The organism is Clostridium sp. JS66 (assembly GCF_033561535.1).
Classification (GTDB): domain Bacteria; phylum Bacillota; class Clostridia; order Clostridiales; family Clostridiaceae; genus Clostridium_AM; species Clostridium_AM carboxidivorans.
In genome coordinates this window covers 3,474,291-3,495,584 of record NZ_CP131467.1, presented here as the reverse complement: position 1 = coordinate 3,495,584, position 21,294 = coordinate 3,474,291, and the positions used below count along the sequence as shown (strand labels likewise).

Here is a 21,294-nt window from a genome sequence, read left to right as displayed (position 1 = left end):
AAGTGTGGCTAAAAGCCACACTCAGTTTATTGAGATATATCTTTTGAATTTTCATAGGATAACAATGCTTTTTCTTTTTTAGGCATAAATATTGAAAATATAATGCTCGTAAATAATAGAATAAATATGGTTATTAGAGATACTATAACTGAAATATTTATGTGGAAGAATCCAGCTGAAAGTTTTATACCTGTAAATATGAGTATACAAGCAACTCCATATTTTACATAAGCAAATTTGTTGTGAAGTTTTTCTAGTAAGAAATACATACTTCTAAGTCCCAATATTGCAAATATATTAGAGGTATATACTATAAAAGGATCTGTGGTTATTGAGAATACAGCAGGTATTGAATCTATTGCAAATAATATATCCGACCCTTCTATAAGTATAAGCACTGCAAAAAGTGGAGTGGCGTAAAGAATTTTATTTTTTCTTGTAAAGAATTTTTCTCCTTCCAATTTATCCGATACAGGTATTATTTTGTGCAAAAGCTTTAAAATTTTGTTATCTTTAAAGTTTTGTGTTTCTTTTTTCTCAAATATCATTTTAAAGCCACTTATCATAAGTAATAAGCCAAATACATACAATACCCAGTGAAATTCGTTAACAATTTTCACTCCTAAAATTACAAATATAAATCTTAAAATTATGGCTCCAGCTATACCATAAGTTAGAATTCTTTTTTGATATTGAGGCTTTAGTCCGAAGCTTTCAAATATAAGCAAAAATAAAAATAAATTGTCTAAACTCAAGCTTTGCTCAATTACATAACCTCCTAAAAAGGCTAGGGCTTTTTCCTGCCCCATAAAGAAATAAACTCCAATATTAAATAATAAAGCAACTCCAACCCAGAATAGGATATGCTGCAGTGATTTTTTTGTTGACATAAGATAAATACCTCCTTAATTTGAATATAGATAATTATGAGAATAAAAGAAAAAGACTTTTAACATAACCTACGTCAAAATAGTATTATGTTAAAAGTCTCATTACCATAAACAGGTTTACAAAGCCAGATATAAATCGAATTGTTGACTTTATAATTTAAATTACTCCCTTTTAACTAGCTAATATTAACTTCTTGATGAAATATTAACATAAAAGCTAACCTTATGTCAAGTTAAAAAGTAATATTTATAATGATATTTTTAAATATTAAAAACAGTAATTAATACTGCTAATTATAAATAAGTTTCAATATACTTCATGGTACAATTTTTCTAGTTTATATTTTGAACTTGTTTGATATGAAATTTAGGATATATAATTATATTTATAGTAAAAGAATATTATAAAAATGTTTTGGAATGTTTATGATATTTCCGTGTTGATAAAATTTTAAAGAGGTGATTTTTAATTATGATTGGAGTAAATGATTTAAAAAAAGTGATAGACAAGTCGCACAGAAGATGTATAGGTTATGATATTAGCAAAAAAAGAGTATTTCCTATAAGAATATTGAATGCAGTAGAACTTCATAAAGCTTTAGAGGAAGATAGTGAATTGATAAAGATTTCTATACCTTTTATGGAAATATTGTATGATTTTTTAAGAGGATCAGGTTTTGCATTATACCTTACTAATAGTGAAGGTTTTGTTCTTACTATAGTGGGAGATGAAGAAATAATAAAGGATATGGCCCAAATAGGAATTGTTGAAGGGGCAGATATGAGTGAGAAAAGCACAGGAACTAACGCTATTGGTACAGCACTTTATGAAGATTGTTCAGTTCAAACTTCTGGAGAAGACCATTATATAGAAGCGTACCATCCGCTTACATGTTCAGCTGCAGTCATTCATAATGAGAAAAGAAAGACTATAGGTTGCTTGAATTTAACTGGTAAATGTCAATTAGCTCATCCACATACATTAGGACTTGTGGTGGCTGCAGTGAAATCTATTGAAAATCAATTAAAAGTAGAGAAAACTCAAAATGAGCTATTTAATGCTTATCAATACTTAAATAAAGTAATGGATTCTATTAATTCGGGTATTTTTGCTTTGAATACTAGTGGAATAATAAAAGCTATAAATAAAAGTGCTTGCACAATGTTATGCATTAGAGAAGAAGTTATAAATAAAAAGGTAGATAAAATTTTGAATAATTGGGTGGACATGTTAAAAGAAATTACTGAAGGAAAAATTTGTGAAGGCAAGGAAGTTACATGTGCCTGCGGGAATAAAAAGAAAATATTTAGCTTAAATGCTTATCCCATAAAGAATAAAAATGGAGATATAACGGGTATAGTAGGTATATTTAATGATATTCAAAATGTGTATAATTTAGTTAATAAATATACTGGCAAAAATGCTACTTATACTTTTGAAGATATAATAGGTAAAAGTAAAAAAATTTTGGGATTAAAAAATCAGGCCGAAAGTATTGCTAATAGTCCATCGACAGTGCTTATTCAAGGTGAGAGTGGCACAGGAAAAGAACTGATTGCTCAAGCAATTCATAATAGCAGCAGCAGGAGAGATAAGAGCTTTGTTGCAATTAATTGTGGAGCAATACCAAAAAGTTTAATAGAAAGTGAACTTTTTGGGTATGAGAGTGGAGCATTTACAGGAGCAAAGCAAGGAGGGCATCCAGGAAAATTTGAACTTGCTAATGGAGGTACTTTATTTTTAGATGAAATTGGAGAGATGCCACTTGATGTTCAAGTCCACTTTTTGAGAATATTGCAAACTTCTTGCTTTTATAGAGTTGGTGGAAGTAAAAATATAAGTGTAGATGTAAGGATTATTGCAGCTACAAATGAAAATTTAAAAGAAAAAGTAGAAAAGGGAACTTTTAGAGAAGATTTATATTATAGATTAAGTGTAATTCCCATTAATGTACCACCACTTAGGGAAAGAATTGGTGATGTGGAAATTTTAATACAATACTTTTTAAAGACAAAGGCAGTTAAATTAGGAAAATCCATACCTAAAATAGAAGAGGGTATTTATAGAAAACTTATTGATTATGCTTGGCCAGGCAATGTTAGAGAATTAGAAAATTGTATTGAAAATATAGTAAATATGGATGGAAACACTTCTTTTAATTTTGAAAGTGATTTTTCAATAGAAAAGCAAAAGAATGTTTCACAAAAGGTACTGGAGTATAATATGTGTTCTTTAGAACAATGGGATGAAATGGCTATTAAGAGCTGTATAGAAAAATGCAATGGGAATATTACAAAGGCTGCCAAAATATTAGGAATAAATAGAAGTACTATATATTCAAAAATGAAAAAATTTTTTTGAATTATAATGAAATAATATTTTACGTTAAAGTTATAACGATAATAAAAAATAAATAAGTGTATAAAAAAGCAACAGTGTTGAAAAAAGCAACAATATTTCATAAAAAAGTGTTGGTAATGCCAACACTTTATTTTGTTGCAGTTAATATCTATAAGAAAATTAGTAATTTCAGTATATGAAAAGCAAAACTTCTTTTGGCATTATTATTGCTGAATTATATAGTGTATAAATAACTAACACATATTGTTAAAAAATAGTTTTGTTCTTAAATCACATATAATTTAATTAGATGTGATTTAAAGTGAAACTGTAAAAACTAAAGAAATTAGGAGGTTTTTAATTATGAAAGGTTTTGCAATGTTAAGTATCAATAATTTAGGGTGGATAGAAAAGGACAAACCAGCTGCAGGTCCTTATGATGCAATTGTACGTCCACTAGCGTTATCTCCATGTACATCCGATATACATACTGTATTTGAAGGAGCAATTGGAGATAGGCATAATATGATTTTAGGACATGAGGCTGTTGGTGTAATTGAAGAAGTTGGTAATGAGGTAAAGGATTTTAAAGTAGGAGATAGGGTAATTGTTCCTGCCATAACTCCAGATTGGAGATCATTAGAAGTTCAAGCAGGATTTCAACAGCACTCCAATGGAATGCTTGCAGGATGGAAATTTTCAAATTTTAAAGATGGAGTTTTTGCAGAATATTTTCATGTGAATGATGCTGATATGAATTTAGCACTTTTACCAGATGAAATTTCTTTAGAAAGTGCTGTTATGATAACAGATATGATGACTACAGGGTTTCATGGTGCAGAATTGGCAGACATACAATTAGGTTCAACTGTGGCTGTAATAGGAATTGGAGCAGTTGGATTAATGGCAATAGCTGGATCTAAATTACGTGGTGCAGGTAGAATATTAGCAGTAGGAAGCAGGCCAGTTTGTGTTGAAGCAGCTAAATTTTACGGAGCAACAGATATAATTAATTATAAAAATGGAGATATTGCAAAACAAATTTTGGAGTTGACTTATGGAAAAGGTGTTGATAGAGTAATTTTAGCAGGTGGAACTACTGAAACTTTGATACAAGCTGTATCTATTGTTAAACCAGGAGGAGTAGTTTCCAATGTCAATTATCATGGTAAAGGAGATTTTCTTCCAATACCTCGTGTTGAATGGGGATGCGGAATGGCACATAAGAAAATAGTTGGAGGTCTTTGTCCAGGAGGACGTCTTAGAATGGAAATGTTAACTGATTTAGTAAAATATAAACGTGTAGACTTAAGTAAATTAGTTACACATGTTTATAATGGACTTGATAAAATTGAAGATGCTCTTTTGCAAATGAGAGAAAAACCAAGAGATTTAATAAAGCCAGTAGTAATTATAGATAAATAAGGATAAAGTCAACTTTAGCTTCTGTATTTTAAATGCAGGAGCTAAAGTTATAAAAATATTGGAAAGATTTGATTTACAAAAGTAAAATTATAATTTAAATTTTTATGTATGAAAATTCATTTCCACACCAATGAACAAATTTTTCTAAATCCTTAAAGGATAAAACAATAGTTGCAGTATTAACATTAGGGTGAACAGCTATTTTTGGGGATTTTGCTAAATCAGTGTCTATAATGAGTTTTACCTTCTTGTCAGTATTATTTATTAATCCCATAGGAGTAACAGAGCCTCGAGTCAAACCTAGATTATTATATAGTCTTTCCTCTGATCCAAAACTTAAAGGGGTGCTGCCTATATCCTTAGAAAGTTTTTTTAAATCAACGGTTTTAGATTCTTCTATTACTACAAGATAATGAATATCACCTTTTCTATTGCGAAGAAATAGATTTTTACAACCAGCTCCATCAAAAACAAGATTTTTTTCTTTAATTTCTTCAATGGTATAAACTGCATCATGCTCATATCTTGTATATTCTATACTAAGTCCGTCTAATGTAGCATACAATTTTTTTTCATTTTCTGTAACCATTAATCTTCACCCTCCGTATCAATTTACTATTTTGTAATAATTATACACTATTATAAATCATTTAAGTTATAAGTGTATAATTGGTGCTTTTATTAACAAAAAATTCATAATAAAATATTATAAAAATTTGTTTAATGATTTTTTAGCTTAGAATAAAATTGAATTCATTTTTCGGTACTTCGAATTCTGTTAAAGTTATTGAAAATGATTACGACAATAGTTATGTTGGTCGTTTTATATATTATTCATTATTATGATAAATTTTACAAAAATGTTTTTTTGTACATTTTACACAAACATTAATAAGCATAGGGAAGTGAAAACATTGATAAATGAAATAGGTGATAATAGCTTAATTGAGTCCTTTTACAATTTAATCCCATACTTTCAATATTACTTTGATGGTGAATTAATTTTCACTATATCTAACATTGAAAAATTTCTTTTTGTACAGGATAGTGAAAATTTAAAAATGGCGGCAAAAACAGGAGATAAGATACCTAAAGGTTGTGCAGCGGATATATGCTTAAGAGAGAAAAAACCTATATGTGCAATAATACCTGAAGAAGTATTTGGAGTATCGTTAAAGACAAGTGCAGTTCCAGTGTTTGAAGATAATAAAATAGCAGGAACCATGGTAATAGGCATGAGTTTGGAGAGAAAGAAAAAGGTTTCAAATATGGTAGGTTCCATTTCTGCTTCTATAGAACAAATAAATGATAATTTAATGAATATGTCTTCTGGTCTTCAAAAAATTTCTGAAACCAATATGGATATTCAAAAATTTGTTAAAAAAACCAATGAAAGTTCCAAGAAAACAGATGATGTTTTAAGTTTTATTCAAGGTATTTCAAAACAAACAAATTTGCTTGGATTAAATGCTGCAATAGAATCTGCTAGAGCAGGAGAATATGGCAAAGGCTTCAGTGTAGTATCAAATGAAATTAGAAGATTATCTGATTCTAGTGGAGAATCTATAAAGCAAATCAATGCCATATTAAATGATATGCAGAATTCAATATCAGAGATTTATGAAAGATTTAACAATTCAAATGAAATATTACAAAAAGAAACGGCGGGAATACAACAAGTTTCGGCAGCAGTGGAGGAACTTAATTCTACAGCAGCAACTTTAAAAGAATTTGCTGAAAAAATGTAATGAGGTGATGAGGTGAAAATAACTACTTTAATAGAAAACACTCAGGATGAAAATAAAAATTTAAAATATGAACACGGACTTTCAATGTTTATCCAAATGGATAACTGTAATATTTTGTTTGACACAGGAAAAAGTGGAGATTTTATAGAAAATGCTGAAAAACTAAATGTAGATCTTAAAAATATAGATTTTTTAGTTTTAAGTCATGCTCATTATGATCATTGTGGTGGAGTTAAAAGATTGCTGGAAACTTATGATATAAAGCCTAAGCTTATTATAGGTGAGCATTTTTTTGAAAAAAGTAACAAATATCACTATTCTGATGGAAGTCTTAAAATTGATTTTTCAAATGGAGTAGGATATGAATATATAGGAATAAACTTTGATGAACAATATATCAAAAGTAAAAATTTACCTATCAATTTTGTCAAAGATGATTTATTAAAGATAAATGACAATGCTTTTGTAGTTTCAAATTTTAATAGATACTATTCTTTTGAAAAAATCAATGAAAATATGAAGATTAAAATTAATGATAAATATGAAATCGATAATTTCGAGGATGAAATAGCTTTATGTCTTAAGACAGAAAAAGGGCTTATTGTTATACTTGGATGTGCTCATCCTGGTTTTTTAAATATGATAAATACAATTAGTGAAAAGACTGGAGAAAAGGTAATAGGTGTAATAGGCGGAACCCACCTTATTGAAGCAGATGATGAAAGAATAGAGGAATCAATTAAATATTTAAATACATTAGATATAAATATTTTGGGATTGTCTCATTGTACTGGAGAAAAGGCTGTAAAAATGTTTAATGAAGAATGTAAAGGAAGTTTTATAAATAGAACAGGAACAGTACTAGATATATAAGTAATATATCAAAAAGCTATGAAATTAGGATGTTTATCCTATATTTCATAGCTTTTTTAATTTAAAATTGATCGCATTGAATCTCTGCTAGTCAATTTTAAATTTAGAAATTTCGTTTGACAATAATATTGAAAGGTCTTCTAATTCTTTTGAGGCAGTTTTAAGCTCTAAAAACATTTTTTCTTGATCATTTACTATTTCTTCAGTGGATGACGTATTGGCAGCAGCTTCTTCACTTATTGAAGAAACATTTGAAATAGCTTTATGAATATTTATATTTTCATTTAGAAGTTTCTTTGCAATTTCAGATACATCAGAACTGACATTTTTTATTGTTTCAATTTTGTTTCCTATTTGAGTAAATATATCTGAAATGGTTTTTATAGAGCTTGTACCTGATTCCATATAATTTATACTGTCTTTCATAGTTGATGAAGCTTCTAATACTTGTTTTTGTATTTCAGATATTTCTTCAGTTGAGTTAGAAGATTCTTCAGCTAATTTCCTGATTTCTTCTGCTACTACAGAAAAGCCTTTACCATGTTCACCAGCTCTTGCAGCTTCAATACTTGCATTTAGTGCTAACAAATTTGTTTGATCTGATATAGAGCTTATTGAAGTTGTTATATTTTCAATGTTTTTAGATCCATCAGAAAGTTTTGTTATAACTTTGCTGGAATTTAATATACTATTTTTCATATTGTCTAATAAATCCATTGTAGAATTTAAATTGTAGGAACCATCAGATATATTATTTTTGGCTTCTAATATCATAGTATCAATATTTGTGCTTATTTCTACTAGATTTTTTGATTGTTTTCCCATGTCACCTATGTATTTGGTAACATTTGAAATTTCAGAAGCAGTTACTTTAGAACCTGAAGCTAAATCTGTAATGTTTTCTTGAATACATTTAGCACTTTCAGCAACTTTAAAACCAATTTCTTTATAATTTTTAGAAGATGATGAGACAATGTTTGAAACATTTCTTAATTTTAATACGATATCCTTTAAATTTTTCACCATTTTATTAAAGGTAGCATTGAATGTTCCTAATTCATCTGGTGTTTCTGGCAAATAGTTAACAAGGTATCCATCTGCTACTTTTTCAGCAGCTATAGATACGTTTAATAATCTGTTAAAAAAGTATTTTGTCAAAAAAGTTAGTATTATAATTAATAAAATTATTGAAATAATTGCTAGAATACTAGTTGAATATAATAAGGAGCTTATGCCACTAGTATATTCACTTGTAGGTACTTCAAGAAACATGTACCAATCAGTTCCATCAACATGTGATGAAAAAAGCATTTTTGTTTCAGTATTATCTTTAAATTCTCCAGAAAAACTATTTTGAGAAATAGCTTGTTTAACTAAACTTGCATATTGATTGTTGGAGCTTTTTAGAAAGTTACTATTGTTAATTAGTTTATTGTCTGGATGAAATAATACAGTACCATCTTTATTAAGTATATACACTTTATCTGTTTTTCCTAAATGAAAATTAGTAGTTTCTTTAAACACTGTGGAAACAAGACAAGCACCGCTTACAACACCAATAACATTATTATTTCCTATATCTTTTACGGGACATTCCATAGATATAATCCAATCAGAAGGATTTTGTTTGTCAGTAAAGGGATTAGATATAACTGATTTACCCTGCATGACTAAAGGAAAAGTGCTTTCAGAGCTTATATCAATTAGGACTTTGTTTTGCAAAATTAACTTTCCTTTAGTATCACCTATTCCTAAACTGTTATAAATTCCATTATAGTTTTTTTGTTCACGCTGTAAGTAAGGTATTATTTTATCATAATTCATACTTGATACTAATTCGGTATTTGCAATTACTTGTATTTGTGATAACCTTGAATTTACCCAAGAGGACAAGTCTTGAGCATGAATAGTAACTGTTTGTTTACCAGAGCTTTCCATAGAATTTAAAATTGATTTTTTGGAATTGTTATAACAAATAACGGTGAGAATACTTATTATTAAAATAAAAATAAAAGATATTATACAAATTGCCTTAAGTTGTAGTGAATTTCGCTTTTTCATAAAATTCCTCCAAATTTAAATGATGTTTTCATTTAGTATATTTGTAACTTAAATTAATGTTGGTAATTTGTAAGAATATAGGGAATAATGTTTTTGTTACGAATATTTTAACACCAAAGACGAGTATGGTCAATATATTGTTAATAGTGTAATGTACATTTGCATGAAAACAGTTAAAAAAATGTTAAATGTTTATTATACATTTTATTAATATTTTAGAAAAGTGGCGGAAAAATAAACACATTTATATATGAGATCCATATAGATATGTAAATGTGGCAAGGATAATTTCCTTGCCACAAGTATTTTTATAGATATATAAAATTCAAAAATAAAATTGTATGAACAACTGTTATTGTAATATTAGTAAAAAAATCTTAAAATTAAATCATAATAAACTAGTTAAGAGATTAAGAATTCTTATTTCTAGTATTAGTATTCACTGGTTTATTTGAGTCGCTTACAATGTCAGCTTCTTTTATGTTAATGTTAGTTGAAATTTCTTTTTTAGTATCAGTTGCAGCTTCTTTTATAGCATCAATTGAAATATTGTCTTTATTATCATTTGAATGATCATTCTTTTTAATCCCTTCAAGCTGTTTTTTATATTCATTAATGGCTTTTGCAACCAGTTTTGTACTTTTTCTTGACTCTTTAAGTTCATTTGAAGTATAGGACAATGCCCTTTGTGCTACATCCATTTTACCTCTAAGCATTGCATCCTTGTATACTGCATACGCAACTTTACCAACTTTCATATGAGATGAAGCTGAAGTCAAACCATACATAACATCTTTATTTAGTACTTGATTGCCTTCATCGTTTTCAACTTTAGTTTTTTCACTATTTTCTGATTCCTTTTTAGGTTTAATATTTTCCGCATCAGAGTTTTGTAGTACTTTTTGAGCTTTTTCTGCCATTTCTTTTTCTTCAATGTCTTGCAAACTTTTTTCAAGTCCTTTTATTTTTGAAGCTTTTTCTTCTTTAGAGATATTACTCTTTTCAACATCATTTATTTGCTTTTGAATTTGTGATTTTTGCTTTTCAAAAGGACTATTTTGACTGTTAGTGGTATTATTTTTATTTAATAGTGCACTTGCTGCATTCTTATTAAGTACATTAGATACTCCACCAATTTTCATATGCATAACTTCCTTTCATTAATTAGATATTTAATTTAGGTATATACTAAAAAGTATACCTATTGATAGTATCGGTAGGAACGTAGGAAAAATAATGATGGTGTTGTAAATAATGTATTTAATTGTAGTGAATAAGATAATAATCGTTGATTTTAAAATATGATAAAAAGCAACTATAACAAGAATTGTTAAGTTTGCAGCATAATGTTTAATGTAAATAAATTTTCACTGGTTTCAATATAAGTGGTGCCTAAGTATTTATTTGCAGTATTTTTAATACTTAAAAGTCCTAAACCGTGATTTACAGTATCATCTTTATCTGTAGTAAGGTTATTTTCATTTAAACATCCTTCAATGCTATTTTTTACTTCAAATATAATAAACGATTTATTTAATATGGTTCTTATATGTATAAATTTTGATATATTTTTGTGTGTGATTTTTTCGCAGGCTTCTATTGCATTGTCTAAAGCATTTGCAAGCAATACACACAAATCAAATGGATCAATTTTGAAGCTATTTGGTATTTTTACATTGCATTTAAATTCTATATTCTTGTTTATGCAAATGTTGTACTTTTCACTTATAACAGCGTCAGCAAAGGGGTTTGCTGTATTTACTTTTAAATTAAGACTTTCTACAGATTTGGTGATCTTTTCAACATACTTTTCTGCATTTTTTATATCATTATTATCCATTAGATTTTTAATACAAATTAGATGATTATTCAAATCATGTCTAAATACTTTTGTATTTTCAAACTGTTTTTGCAAGTTTTTATAATGTTTTGATTGCATATCAAATTGGTGCTTTAATAACAATTCTTTTTCATGAAGTTTATTTTCTTTAAGAAGCTTATCTGAAATTATTATAATAAATAATGAACAAATTAGAGCCATGGAAGACAAAACTATCATTTTAATATTACCAAATAAAGAATTAAATCCTGTACCATTAGTAATGTAGTAAATTTTAAAATATTCACATAGTATAATTACTATAAATATATTGGGAATAGTAAAAAGCAATCCATATTTTAGGGTACCATAAGCTTCATATGCAAAAAAATGTTTTGTTATAAAATTTATTATAAAAATAAAAAGCAAAGTTGAACAAATTACAGATGACTGATTTATTAACATTCTTATAAGATTAGTTTTATAAGATGAATTTCCTATATTAATATAGTAGGATACATAAATTAAGGGTATTGTTGTATATTGCACAAGTTCTCCTAGGCAAGTGTAAATTACTACTGATATAAATTTTTTGAAATATGTTCCTTTACAAAAAATTAGGGATAAAATAAATGTATATATTGATATAAGTATCCATTCATAAATTCCATCTATATTTAACATCCTTGCAGTAAGCGAAGGTAAGTTTACTGTTACAGCCATTATTAAAATTATGTATAATTTATTTATTCTAAAGCCTAAAAATCTCTTGAATAATATATAAAGCATGATAACATTTGCTGTAGAATTTATAATTCCAACTGATTTTTCTATTATAGTAATATCAAACATATTTACACCTGGCACTTCTTCAAATAAATTAAAAATGCTTTTGAAAAGTCATCATATCTACTTTGAGATAATAGTATCTTTTCATTATTATCAAGTGTTATGGTTGATTTATCAAACTTCATTACATATTTTAAATTAACTATGTAGCTTCTGTGACATCTAAAAAAATCACTACTTGGAATTTTTTCTTCTATATTTGAAATTTTATCATAATATTCTATAGTTCCATTAATTGTATGTATAATTACAATTCTATTTTGCATTTCGAAGAAGTATATATTATTTAGTAATACTTTAATGGCTCGTCTACTTTTTGTAATTACTATATACAAATCATCATTTTTTTCTTCACTAAATGATTTTAAAACTTTATTTATAATTTTTAATATCTTTTCTTTAGAGATAGGTTTCATTAGATAATGAAATGCTGATACATCAAAAGCTTGAAATACATATTCTTTAAAGGATGTTATAAAAATAATTTTGGAATTATTTTTATTTTTCCTTAGTTTTCTAGCTACATCTATTCCTGAAAGCTTATGCATTTTTATATCTAGAAAAATAATATCAAAATAACTTTTACAAGAAAGCAATTCTTCACCATTAGTAAATTCTTCAACTTGAAAAACAAAATCGATATTTTCTAATGCGCTTTTCAGTTTATTTACAATATCAAGCCTTTGAAGTATTTCGTCATCACAAACTGCAATTTTAAACATGCACATCATCCTTTCTAAACATACAAATACATTATACCAAAGAATAATAGTAATGTTTAAAAATAATGCAAAAAAGTTAACCTAAGATTTTTGAACAAAATCCTAATATGTCTCAGAAAATGTCACAATACTCAAGTGATACAAAACAAGCATCTGAAACAGTTATTCAGGTTACAGCAAATACAGAAGAACAAACTGCAGTAACTCAATCCTTTACTAGCAGCATTATGAAACTATCACAACATGTTGATTATATAGATAATGGTTGTGCGGGAATGGGAAAAATTATATATGACTTAAGTAAAAAGATAGATTCCATTAGATTAGATATGGTTGAAGATAGATTTTGCCTAACAGATTGTGATATGATATGAAGGAAGTAAAGGAATTTAATAAAGAAGAATTTTTAATAGATGCAGATAATTTATTAAATTTTATTAAGTTTAGAAGGACTGTAAGGCAATTTAAAGATAAAAAAGTTGAAATGGAAAAAATAAATAAAATTATAGAGGCAGGTAGATTTACACAAACAGCAAGTAATATGCAGGATGTGTCTTATATAGTGGTTAGAGAAAAAATTGAAGAATTGAAAGGATTAGTATTTGAAGGTTTAAAAAATAAAGGTCAAAATATTTTAGATAATTTAAACTCTGATAATATAATGTTCAAAAGATATGCAAAAATGTGTCTAAAGATGTATGATGCTTATAAAGAAAATCCTAAACAAAATGACAGCCTATTTTTTAATGCACCTTTAGTAATAATAGTTACAGCAAGGTTGCTATTTAATGGAGCTTTAGCAGCTTCTAATATGGAACTTGTAACAGATGCATTGGGACTTGGAACACTATTTAGTGGATTTTTCTTAATGGCTGCAAAGGACAATAAAGAAATTAATGATTTACTTGGAATAAAAAAGGGAACAGAGATTGCAGCATGCATGATACTAGGGTATCCAGATGTTAAATATTTGAGAACTGTACCAAGAAAAGCTGTTGATGTAACATGGAAATAAGATTAATGTAGTAATTGTTATATAAAATGTAATTTAAGGTGAAGTGTAATTTAAGACTTCATCTTTTTGTTTTAAAGATTAAGGAAATTTTAAGGTTTGGTTAAGAGACATGAAAGTATGTACCTTTAAATTTAAATATATAAAAAATAAATTTAAAGGTAGGATGTAAAGAATATGAATAATTTTTTTGAAAGTACGAAAATAAGAAAAATGATATTTATTTATGTTTTTGTAGTAATTTTCTTTTGCATAATTTCTGAATTAAGTTTTGTGAAATCTACAGGCATATTAGATGAAAATTTGTTCTTATTATTATGTAATTTAGGAGTTTTAGCATGGTTTATGCTAAAATTAAGAAAAGTAAGTTATGATGTTAAAAATGGAATAAATGATTTAAAAACAGATTTAAATATTAAAGATATAATGTTTAGTATTATAATAAACATTACTGTAACCATAGGATTTGTCATAATTGCAGTTTATGCTTTAAAAAGTATATCACCTTCATTTATGAATGGGCTTCTAGAAGAACTAAATAAAAGTGACTCAAATTCCTTGTACAGCATAATTATTAATGGAATTGCAGCGTCATTTATAGCACCAATTGTGGAAGAGCTTATATTTAGAGGGGTTATACTTAACAGATTAAAAATAAAAATTGGAGTAAAAAAAGCAATAATAGTATCTTCTATTTTATTTGGAATGATTCATTATGAACTGGGAATATTGTCTGCAATTATTTTTGGTGTATGTATGTCACTAATATATTTAAAAACCAGAAATATATTTGCTACTATAACAATTCACATTATCAATAATTTTATGATTTTTTTTGTACAGGTTATATCCTTCTTAATAGATAGAAATGGAAGCAAGGAGAACATTACTTTAAGTAGTTTTAATTCATTAGGGTTTATAGATGGAATTGGATGCTTTGTGCTAGGAATAGTTATGAGTACCTACTTTGTAAAGGTAAACTGGAATAAAAGAATTATACAGCAATGAAGAAGATAAAGAATTTAGTGATTAAATATAACAAAAAAGGAAGGAAGTGAATTTTAGTGTGGGTTGTACTTTGTACACATATCATCACTAAAGAAAAGCTATGAATTTTGAATTACTTAAAGAAACGAAAACAAGATACTTATTTATAAAAATGCTTTGTATACTTACAGTAGGGATAATATTAATGATAGTGTGTTCAAAGGTTTTAAAAATACATTTAACAGATAGCTATATTGAAATTATTTCAGCTGTAATTACAATAATATGGTTTTTAATAGTACTAAAATTTATGAAAGAAAATGGCATAAGTATTAGTAATTTTATAAGAAGGCCACTAAAAGGTAAGTTTATATTAGAAGTTCCTGTAAGTTTAATAATGACCTATTTAGGTGGTGCAGGATTTATTTTATTAATATTATCTTTAGTTAATTACATAAATCCAGCTATGTTAAACAGTATAAGTTCAAATTTGTCCAATAAATCACCTAAAATAGATACAATGTTTATGATAGTTATAAGTTTTATTTCATCTGTCATCATTGCACCCATAGTAGAAGAGTTTATTTTTAGGGGAATATTAATGGGCAGGTTGTATAATAAGTATGGAATGGGTAAATCGATTATATTTTCCTCAATTATATTTTTCTCTATGCACTTAAACATTAATCCTATGCTTTTACTTTTAGGGATAAGCTGTGCTATTCTTACCTATAAGTATAAATCATTAATACCTTCAATTACACTTCATGCTTGCAACAATCTTATTGTTTTTATAGGTGGTTTGAAAAGAAATAGTGGTGTAAGTAAAAATGATTTGTTGAATATCAATTCTAGTTTTATAATTGGAGGCATTATATTAGTTATCATATATCTATTTTATTCATATAGAAATTATAGAAAATGTAGAATGAATATTTATAATTCTAAATGTGATTAATGAAAGGAAAGTTTGTATTTATGAAAAAGGTTTTAATTGCTGATGATGAACAGGAAATAATAGAACTATTAAGGCTGTATTTTGAGAAGGATTGTTACGAAGTGTTTGGTGCTGATGATGGATTTTCAGCACTAGATGTTTTAAAAGATAATACAATTGATATTGCAATAATTGATATAATGATGCCTAATATGGATGGCTATGCTCTTATAAAAAAAATAAGAGAGAAATTTAAAATTCCTGTTATTGTAATGTCTGCTAAGAGTGAAATAAGTGATAAAATATTAGGACTTGAGCTTGGTGCAGATGACTACATAACTAAACCATGCGATCCACTAGAGGTGCTTGCAAGAGTAAAAGCACAGCTTAGGAGATGTTTGGAATTTGATAATAGTGAAGAAGAAATCGTAGAAACTATCACTATAGGAGAGTTGAAACTTTATACGGATTCCTGCACCCTTTACAAAGGAAGTAGACAAGTACCAATTACATCTACAGAGTACAAGCTATTATTGCTCTTAATGGGTAATCCTAAAAAGGTTTTTACTAAAAAGCAAATTTTTGAATGTATTTGGAATGAGCCTTTTTATGGTGATGACAATACAATAATGGTTCATATAAGCAAGCTTCGGGATAAAATTGAAGAAGACTCTAAAAATCCAGTGTATTTAAAGACAATAAGGGGACTTGGATATAAATTTGAGTATAAAAAGTAATTTATGTATGGAAGGTATTATTAATGTTTTTAAATAAGTTAAGAAAAAAATTTAAAAGATTGTATATTACTATGTTTAAGAACTATATTGTCTTTATGTTTTTAATGTTACTTATATTATTAGGCAGTATAGGTTTTGTCATTCTTACAATAGGAAAGATGGTTTCATCAGAAGAGTATGTAAAAGATACACAAAAGTTTTTTATGGCATCAAAAATAGTAAAAAGTGATTATAAAAAAATTGATGCATCAAAAATTGTTGAATCTAAAGGATGGGTTGAAATACTTGATTCAAATAAAAAGATTATTTATGTTATAGGAAGTAAAAAAGATAAAGCAGCAAGCTATACAGAAGATGAGCTCTTGCATTTTATGGACTTATCGTATAACAATTTGAAAAGTGATACTTCCTATTTTTATTCTGTTGCAACATTTAATAGCAATGAACAAAAATTTTACTGCATTGTTAAAGTACCTCCTGGAATTGTGAAATTAAATGTGGATATAGCTCCATCGCCGGATAAGTATATTGAAAAGGCTGCAATCTACATATTGATAGCTATACTTATAATTATAGTGTTTTTAATAACTTCTGTATTTTTATATGCTTACTTAACTACTAAAAAAGTGGTTATGCCTCTAAAAAAAATATTACAGGGTATAAAAAGAATGACAGAAGAGGATTATTCTACAAGAATTAATTTTAATGCAGAAAATGAATTTGCAGAAATAAGAGATGCTTTTAATTTTATGGCTGAAAAAATTGAAACTTCAAAGGAAGAAAGAAATAGAATGGAAATTTTAAAGCAGCAGCTTTTATCAGATATATCTCATGATTTGAAAACTCCGTTAACTTCCATTATGGGTTATTCAAAGGCACTTAGAGATGGTGTGGTAATGGATGATGAAAAAATTAAGCAATATTTAAATACAATATATAATAAATCTAAAAGAACAGTTTCTTTAATTGAAAATCTTCATGAATTTACAAAGCTTGATAATAGTGGATTTTTAATAAACAAGGAAAAATGGGATTTTTGTGAGTTTGTACGCCAAATAGTATCTGAATATTATAATGAATTTGAGGAAAAAAGTTTTAAAATTGAGATAAACTTACCAGAGCATGAAATTATGTATGAATTTGATAGAGTGGAAATGGAAAGAGCAATTTCAAATATCATATCTAATGTGTTGAAATACAATAAATTTGGGACAAAAGCTAAAATAGAGTTAACTTGTGATAATTGCCAAATGCAGATGATAATTGCAGATGATGGAATTGGCATTGATGAAGGTTTAAAGGAAAATATATTTGAACCTTTTTCAAGAGGTGACAAATCAAGATATACAAAAGGTGGTACAGGGCTAGGGCTTTCTATTGCAAATAAAATAGTTCAAAAGCATGGAGGAACTTTAACTCTTGAAAGTTGTAAAGAGTATAAAACAGTGTTTAAGCTAAAATTTCATTAGAAGATTTAAGATTTGTATATTTTTCAGAAAAATTAAAATTGCATTATTATGCTAATACATACAATTTCTATAGAAGAAAACTATTAATACATGTGGAAATTTCTATTAGAATTATTGTTGAAAAATTATTATAATGTATGTGATTAGTTTAATGTTAAGCATTTTAATTGAATTGAGGGATATTATGAAGAGTATTAAGTCAAAAATGATAGTGTTTTCAGGTTTATTAATAGGTATTATATGTATAGCATTAGGTGTGATTTCTTTTATAAATTCATCAAGGGCATTAAATACAAATTTGGGTAAAACACTTCCTAAAATAGCAGAACAAACAGCAAATAATGTTCAAAGTAAACTTGAAGGGCAGTTAAATGTATTAGCAGCCATTGCAGCAAGATCTGAAATAAAAGACACTAATAATTCATGGCAAAATAAAATTCAGATTCTTACAGAAGAAGGTAAAAGGATAGGAAGTGTCAGGCTAGAGGCTGTAGATAAAAATGGAAACATAACAAAACCCGATGGAACAATTGTTAATGTCAAAGAGAGAGATTATTTTCAAAAAGCTGTATCTGGTAAAAGCAATGTATCAGATCCTTTTGTAAGTAAGACTGGTGGGGATGTAGTAGTTGTATATGCAGTTCCTATTAAAAACAATAATGAAGTTGTAGGAGCATTAATTGAAACGAGAGATGGAAATCGTTTAAGTGATATAACTAATGCAGTAAAATTTGGAAAAACAGGTTATGCATTTATGATGAAAAAAGATGGTACAAATATTGCTAGTAATAATAAAGATTTAGTACTTAAAATGTATAATCCAGTAGAAGCAGCAAAAAAGGACAGTAAACTGCAGCCATTAGCTGAAATTGAAAAGAAAATGGGAGCAGGAGAAACGGGAATAGGTGAGTATTCTTATGAAGGAATATATAAATGCATGGGTTATGCTCCAGTTAAAGGAACAGAATGGTCTGTTGGAGTTATATTGGAAAAAGGAGAAATACTATCTGAGCTTACTAGTTTAAAAATTTCAGTTATAGTATTTTCTATATTATTCATACTAATTGGAGCTGCAGTGATTTATATTATTGCGAACAGTATATCAAGAGGAATAAAATCAACTTCAAAACATTTGGATTTATTAGCAGAAGGAAATTTGAGTGAAGAAGTTCCTACTAGATATCTGCAAATGAAAGATGAAGTTGGAGACATGAATAATTCAATGAAAGTAATGCAGGAATCATTAAGAACAATGATTAATAGAATAAAAGAAAATTCTGCAAATATTAATATGCAGTCAGAAAATTTGTCTTCCGTTTCGGAAGAAATAGCTAGTTCATCACAAAGTGTTGCAGAAGCAATAAATGAAATTGCAAAAGGAACGAGTTCACAGTCTCAAGATTTAGTAAATGTAACGGATATTCTTAATGACTTTAGCAACAAATTGTCCAGGATGGTCAATGAAATACAGGTTGTTGACTCAAAATCCAGAGAAATTAGTTTAATGGCAAAAGAAAGCAGTACAGAAATGAATGGATTAAATCAATCTGTATCAAAGGTAAGTAATTCATTTAAAACTTTTAATGGTAAAATTGTGGGGCTTGGAAAAAGTATAAATGAAATAAATGAAATTATAAATATAATAAATAGTATTGCAGAACAAACAAATTTATTGGCATTAAATGCAGCAATTGAAGCTGCAAGAGCAGGGGAATCAGGAAAAGGATTTGCAGTTGTTGCAGATGAAATAAGAAAGCTTGCAGAACAATCTCAAGTATCAGCAGAAGATATTAGTAAATTAATTAGTGAAATATCCCAAAATACTGATACTATAGTTAAAGATTCTAGCAATATGGATGGCGAATTAATAAATCAAGTTAAGATCATAGAAAGTTCAATAGTGTCCTTCAAAAATATTATAGAAGCAGTAAGTGAAGTGATTCCTAAAATTGAAGTAGTTAAAAATTCTGCAGAAGATATAGATAATGATAAAAATACTATTTTAAATAGGGTAAATGATGTATCTTCAGTTTCACTTGAAGTTTCAGCAACTTTTGAGGAAATTTCGGCATCATCACAAGAAATGAATGCTACTACAGAAGAAGTAGCAGCATCATCACAAGTCCTCAGTAATATGACTAAGGAAATGGTTGATGAAGTAAATAAATTTAAAATTTAAAAATATAGTATCTTAAAAAGATGAGGCTTTTATGCTTCATCTTTTTGTAGTAAATTAGAATATTTTAATGATATTTGGATAATTTAAGTACAATGTATTTAGTATATGAATTATCACATGATATTTCCAATAACAGGATTGTTTAATGACATAATAATTGTTATAATTATACCATGCAGCTTGCTATTTAACATGAACAAGTGTTGATGATAATATGATGAAAGAAAGGAAAAGAAAAATTTGGAATATACAAAATCTCTAAAAAATATAAAGAAATATGTTAATATGTTTGTACTAGCAATGATAATTATGTTGGTAATTTTTATTATAAAAGTTTATATGGAAGGTAATTTTTCTTCACAAGCAGCTTTTGAAAATTATATTCGCCAATTTGGAGTATTTGCACCAGTTGTTTTGATAGTGATTCAATTGTTACAGGTTATATTTCCAGTAATTCCTGGTGTTTTAGGATCTATAGTTGGTGTAGCACTATTTGGAAGCTTGAAGAGCTTTATATTTAATTACATAGGGATTACTCTAGGATCAATTATATCATTTTTACTAGCTAGAAAATATGGAGCTAGCTTTGTAAAAAAGATTGTAACAGAAGAAAAATATGAAAAATATATTGGAAAGTTTCAAGGTGGAAAAGGATATGCCATTATACTGTTCTTTACGCTGTTGGTTCCACTTGCACCAGACGACATTTTTTGTTATTTATCTGGATTAAGTAAGATGTCATTTAAAAAATTTATGTGGATTATCATACTTGGAAAGCCTTGGTGCATATTGGCTTACAGTTATGGATTTGGAGCACTTTTTACTCATATAACAGGATAAATATTAATGTAATGATAAATTAAGATTTTTTATTTAAAAAAAAAGTGAGGCAGGGGATTTTCCCTTGCCTTATTCAGTATTATTTGCAGTTATCCACTTTTATTGAGATATTAATGCTAATGTTTATTTTATCAGATTTGTTGTCCAGCGTTTCAAGCAGTGATGCTAATTCTTTCATATCGTTTATATTGGTTTTATCATTAGGTTTTACAGGAGTTTTAGAAATTTTTAAAAATTTTAGAACCTGGTTAACGTATTTTTTCCCAAATCCTTTCTTAACTATATCCTCTACTCTAAGACCTTCCTTATAAAGCTTAATAATTTGATCTTTTTTTGTAATTTTCATATAAACCCATCCTTTATAAATTAGTCCTGCTAACAAACCTAGATTGAGATTTCATAATA

The 21,294-nt window shown here is 27.4% G+C and carries 18 protein-coding genes and 1 pseudogene; 12 read left to right on the top strand and 7 right to left on the bottom strand.

Translation table 11 applies throughout. The features are described 5' to 3' along the window. Positions 1-26 precede the first annotated feature (26 nt). Positions 27-890, bottom strand: a complete 864-nt coding sequence (locus Q6H37_RS16155) for a TerC/Alx family metal homeostasis membrane protein (protein ID WP_318733979.1) — start codon at positions 888-890, stop codon at positions 27-29. A 472-nt stretch (positions 891-1,362) separates the two neighbouring features. Between Q6H37_RS16155 and Q6H37_RS16150 the strand changes: the two genes are divergently transcribed. Together Q6H37_RS16150 and Q6H37_RS16145 are read left to right on the top strand one after the other, a co-directional pair. Next, positions 1,363-3,252: a sigma-54-dependent Fis family transcriptional regulator gene (locus Q6H37_RS16150; protein ID WP_318733978.1), complete on the top strand. Its 1,890-nt coding sequence runs from the start codon at positions 1,363-1,365 to the stop codon at positions 3,250-3,252. A gap of 342 nt (positions 3,253-3,594) precedes the next feature. After that, positions 3,595-4,656 (top strand): NAD(P)-dependent alcohol dehydrogenase, encoded by a 1,062-nt coding sequence (locus Q6H37_RS16145; protein ID WP_318733975.1) that lies wholly within the window; start codon positions 3,595-3,597, stop codon positions 4,654-4,656. A 94-nt stretch (positions 4,657-4,750) separates the two neighbouring features. On the opposite strand, the gene Q6H37_RS16140 is transcribed toward Q6H37_RS16145, so the two are convergent. Then, complete coding sequence (locus Q6H37_RS16140) at positions 4,751-5,245, bottom strand: prolyl-tRNA synthetase associated domain-containing protein (protein ID WP_318733973.1); 495 nt, start codon at positions 5,243-5,245, stop codon at positions 4,751-4,753. Between the two features lie 325 nt (positions 5,246-5,570). Between Q6H37_RS16140 and Q6H37_RS16135 the strand changes: the two genes are divergently transcribed. After that, on the top strand, positions 5,571-6,404 hold the full coding sequence (locus Q6H37_RS16135) for a methyl-accepting chemotaxis protein (RefSeq protein WP_318733971.1): 834 nt from the start codon (positions 5,571-5,573) through the stop codon (positions 6,402-6,404). A gap of 12 nt (positions 6,405-6,416) precedes the next feature. Next, complete coding sequence (locus tag Q6H37_RS16130; RefSeq protein ID WP_318733969.1) at positions 6,417-7,277, top strand: MBL fold metallo-hydrolase; 861 nt, start codon at positions 6,417-6,419, stop codon at positions 7,275-7,277. A gap of 87 nt (positions 7,278-7,364) precedes the next feature. Here Q6H37_RS16130 and Q6H37_RS16125 read toward each other — a convergent pair whose 3' ends face one another. The 4 genes from Q6H37_RS16125 to Q6H37_RS16110 all read right to left on the bottom strand — a co-directional run bounded on the left by Q6H37_RS16125 (position 7,365) and on the right by Q6H37_RS16110 (position 12,728). Further along, a complete protein-coding gene (locus Q6H37_RS16125) occupies positions 7,365-9,338 on the bottom strand; it encodes a methyl-accepting chemotaxis protein (protein WP_318733968.1) in 1,974 nt (657 codons plus the stop codon). Positions 9,339-9,748: 410 nt separating this feature from the next. Further along, complete coding sequence (locus tag Q6H37_RS16120) at positions 9,749-10,480, bottom strand: hypothetical protein (protein WP_318733966.1); 732 nt, start codon at positions 10,478-10,480, stop codon at positions 9,749-9,751. Between the two features lie 188 nt (positions 10,481-10,668). Beyond that, on the bottom strand, positions 10,669-12,009 hold the full coding sequence (locus tag Q6H37_RS16115; protein WP_318733964.1) for a GHKL domain-containing protein: 1,341 nt from the start codon (positions 12,007-12,009) through the stop codon (positions 10,669-10,671). A gap of 2 nt (positions 12,010-12,011) precedes the next feature. Further along, entirely contained in the window at positions 12,012-12,728 is a 717-nt protein-coding gene (locus Q6H37_RS16110) for a LytTR family DNA-binding domain-containing protein (protein ID WP_318733963.1), read from the bottom strand. 119 nt (positions 12,729-12,847) lie between these two features. Between Q6H37_RS16110 and Q6H37_RS16105 the strand changes: the two genes are divergently transcribed. From Q6H37_RS16105 to Q6H37_RS16070, 8 genes and pseudogenes are all read left to right on the top strand, one after another. Then, positions 12,848-13,102, top strand: coding sequence for a hypothetical protein (locus Q6H37_RS16105; protein WP_318733961.1), 255 nt, complete (start codon positions 12,848-12,850; stop codon positions 13,100-13,102). Further along, positions 13,093-13,743: pseudogene (locus tag Q6H37_RS16100) on the top strand (nitroreductase family protein); the annotation flags it as partial. The gene Q6H37_RS16105 and the pseudogene Q6H37_RS16100, both read left to right, overlap by 10 nt. A 174-nt stretch (positions 13,744-13,917) precedes the next feature. Next, complete coding sequence (locus Q6H37_RS16095; protein WP_318733959.1) at positions 13,918-14,748, top strand: type II CAAX endopeptidase family protein; 831 nt, start codon at positions 13,918-13,920, stop codon at positions 14,746-14,748. Positions 14,749-14,848: 100 nt separating this feature from the next. Further along, on the top strand, positions 14,849-15,685 hold the full coding sequence (locus tag Q6H37_RS16090) for a type II CAAX endopeptidase family protein (protein ID WP_318733957.1): 837 nt from the start codon (positions 14,849-14,851) through the stop codon (positions 15,683-15,685). 20 nt (positions 15,686-15,705) lie between these two features. After that, positions 15,706-16,401 carry a response regulator transcription factor gene (locus Q6H37_RS16085; protein WP_318733955.1) on the top strand — a complete coding sequence of 232 codons (696 nt, stop codon included), beginning with the start codon at positions 15,706-15,708 and terminating at the stop codon, positions 16,399-16,401. Positions 16,402-16,424: 23 nt separating this feature from the next. Further along, positions 16,425-17,870, top strand: coding sequence for a HAMP domain-containing sensor histidine kinase (locus tag Q6H37_RS16080; RefSeq protein ID WP_318733953.1), 1,446 nt, complete (start codon positions 16,425-16,427; stop codon positions 17,868-17,870). Between the two features lie 184 nt (positions 17,871-18,054). Next, the gene (locus tag Q6H37_RS16075; protein WP_318733951.1) at positions 18,055-20,049 is read left to right on the top strand and encodes a methyl-accepting chemotaxis protein; all 1,995 of its coding nucleotides are present in this window, start codon (positions 18,055-18,057) and stop codon (positions 20,047-20,049) included. A gap of 240 nt (positions 20,050-20,289) precedes the next feature. Then, on the top strand, positions 20,290-20,889 hold the full coding sequence (locus Q6H37_RS16070; protein WP_318733949.1) for a TVP38/TMEM64 family protein: 600 nt from the start codon (positions 20,290-20,292) through the stop codon (positions 20,887-20,889). A gap of 79 nt (positions 20,890-20,968) precedes the next feature. Here Q6H37_RS16070 and Q6H37_RS16065 read toward each other — a convergent pair whose 3' ends face one another. Next, positions 20,969-21,235 carry a hypothetical protein gene (locus tag Q6H37_RS16065; RefSeq protein ID WP_318733947.1) on the bottom strand — a complete coding sequence of 89 codons (267 nt, stop codon included), beginning with the start codon at positions 21,233-21,235 and terminating at the stop codon, positions 20,969-20,971. Positions 21,236-21,294: the final 59 nt, after the last annotated feature.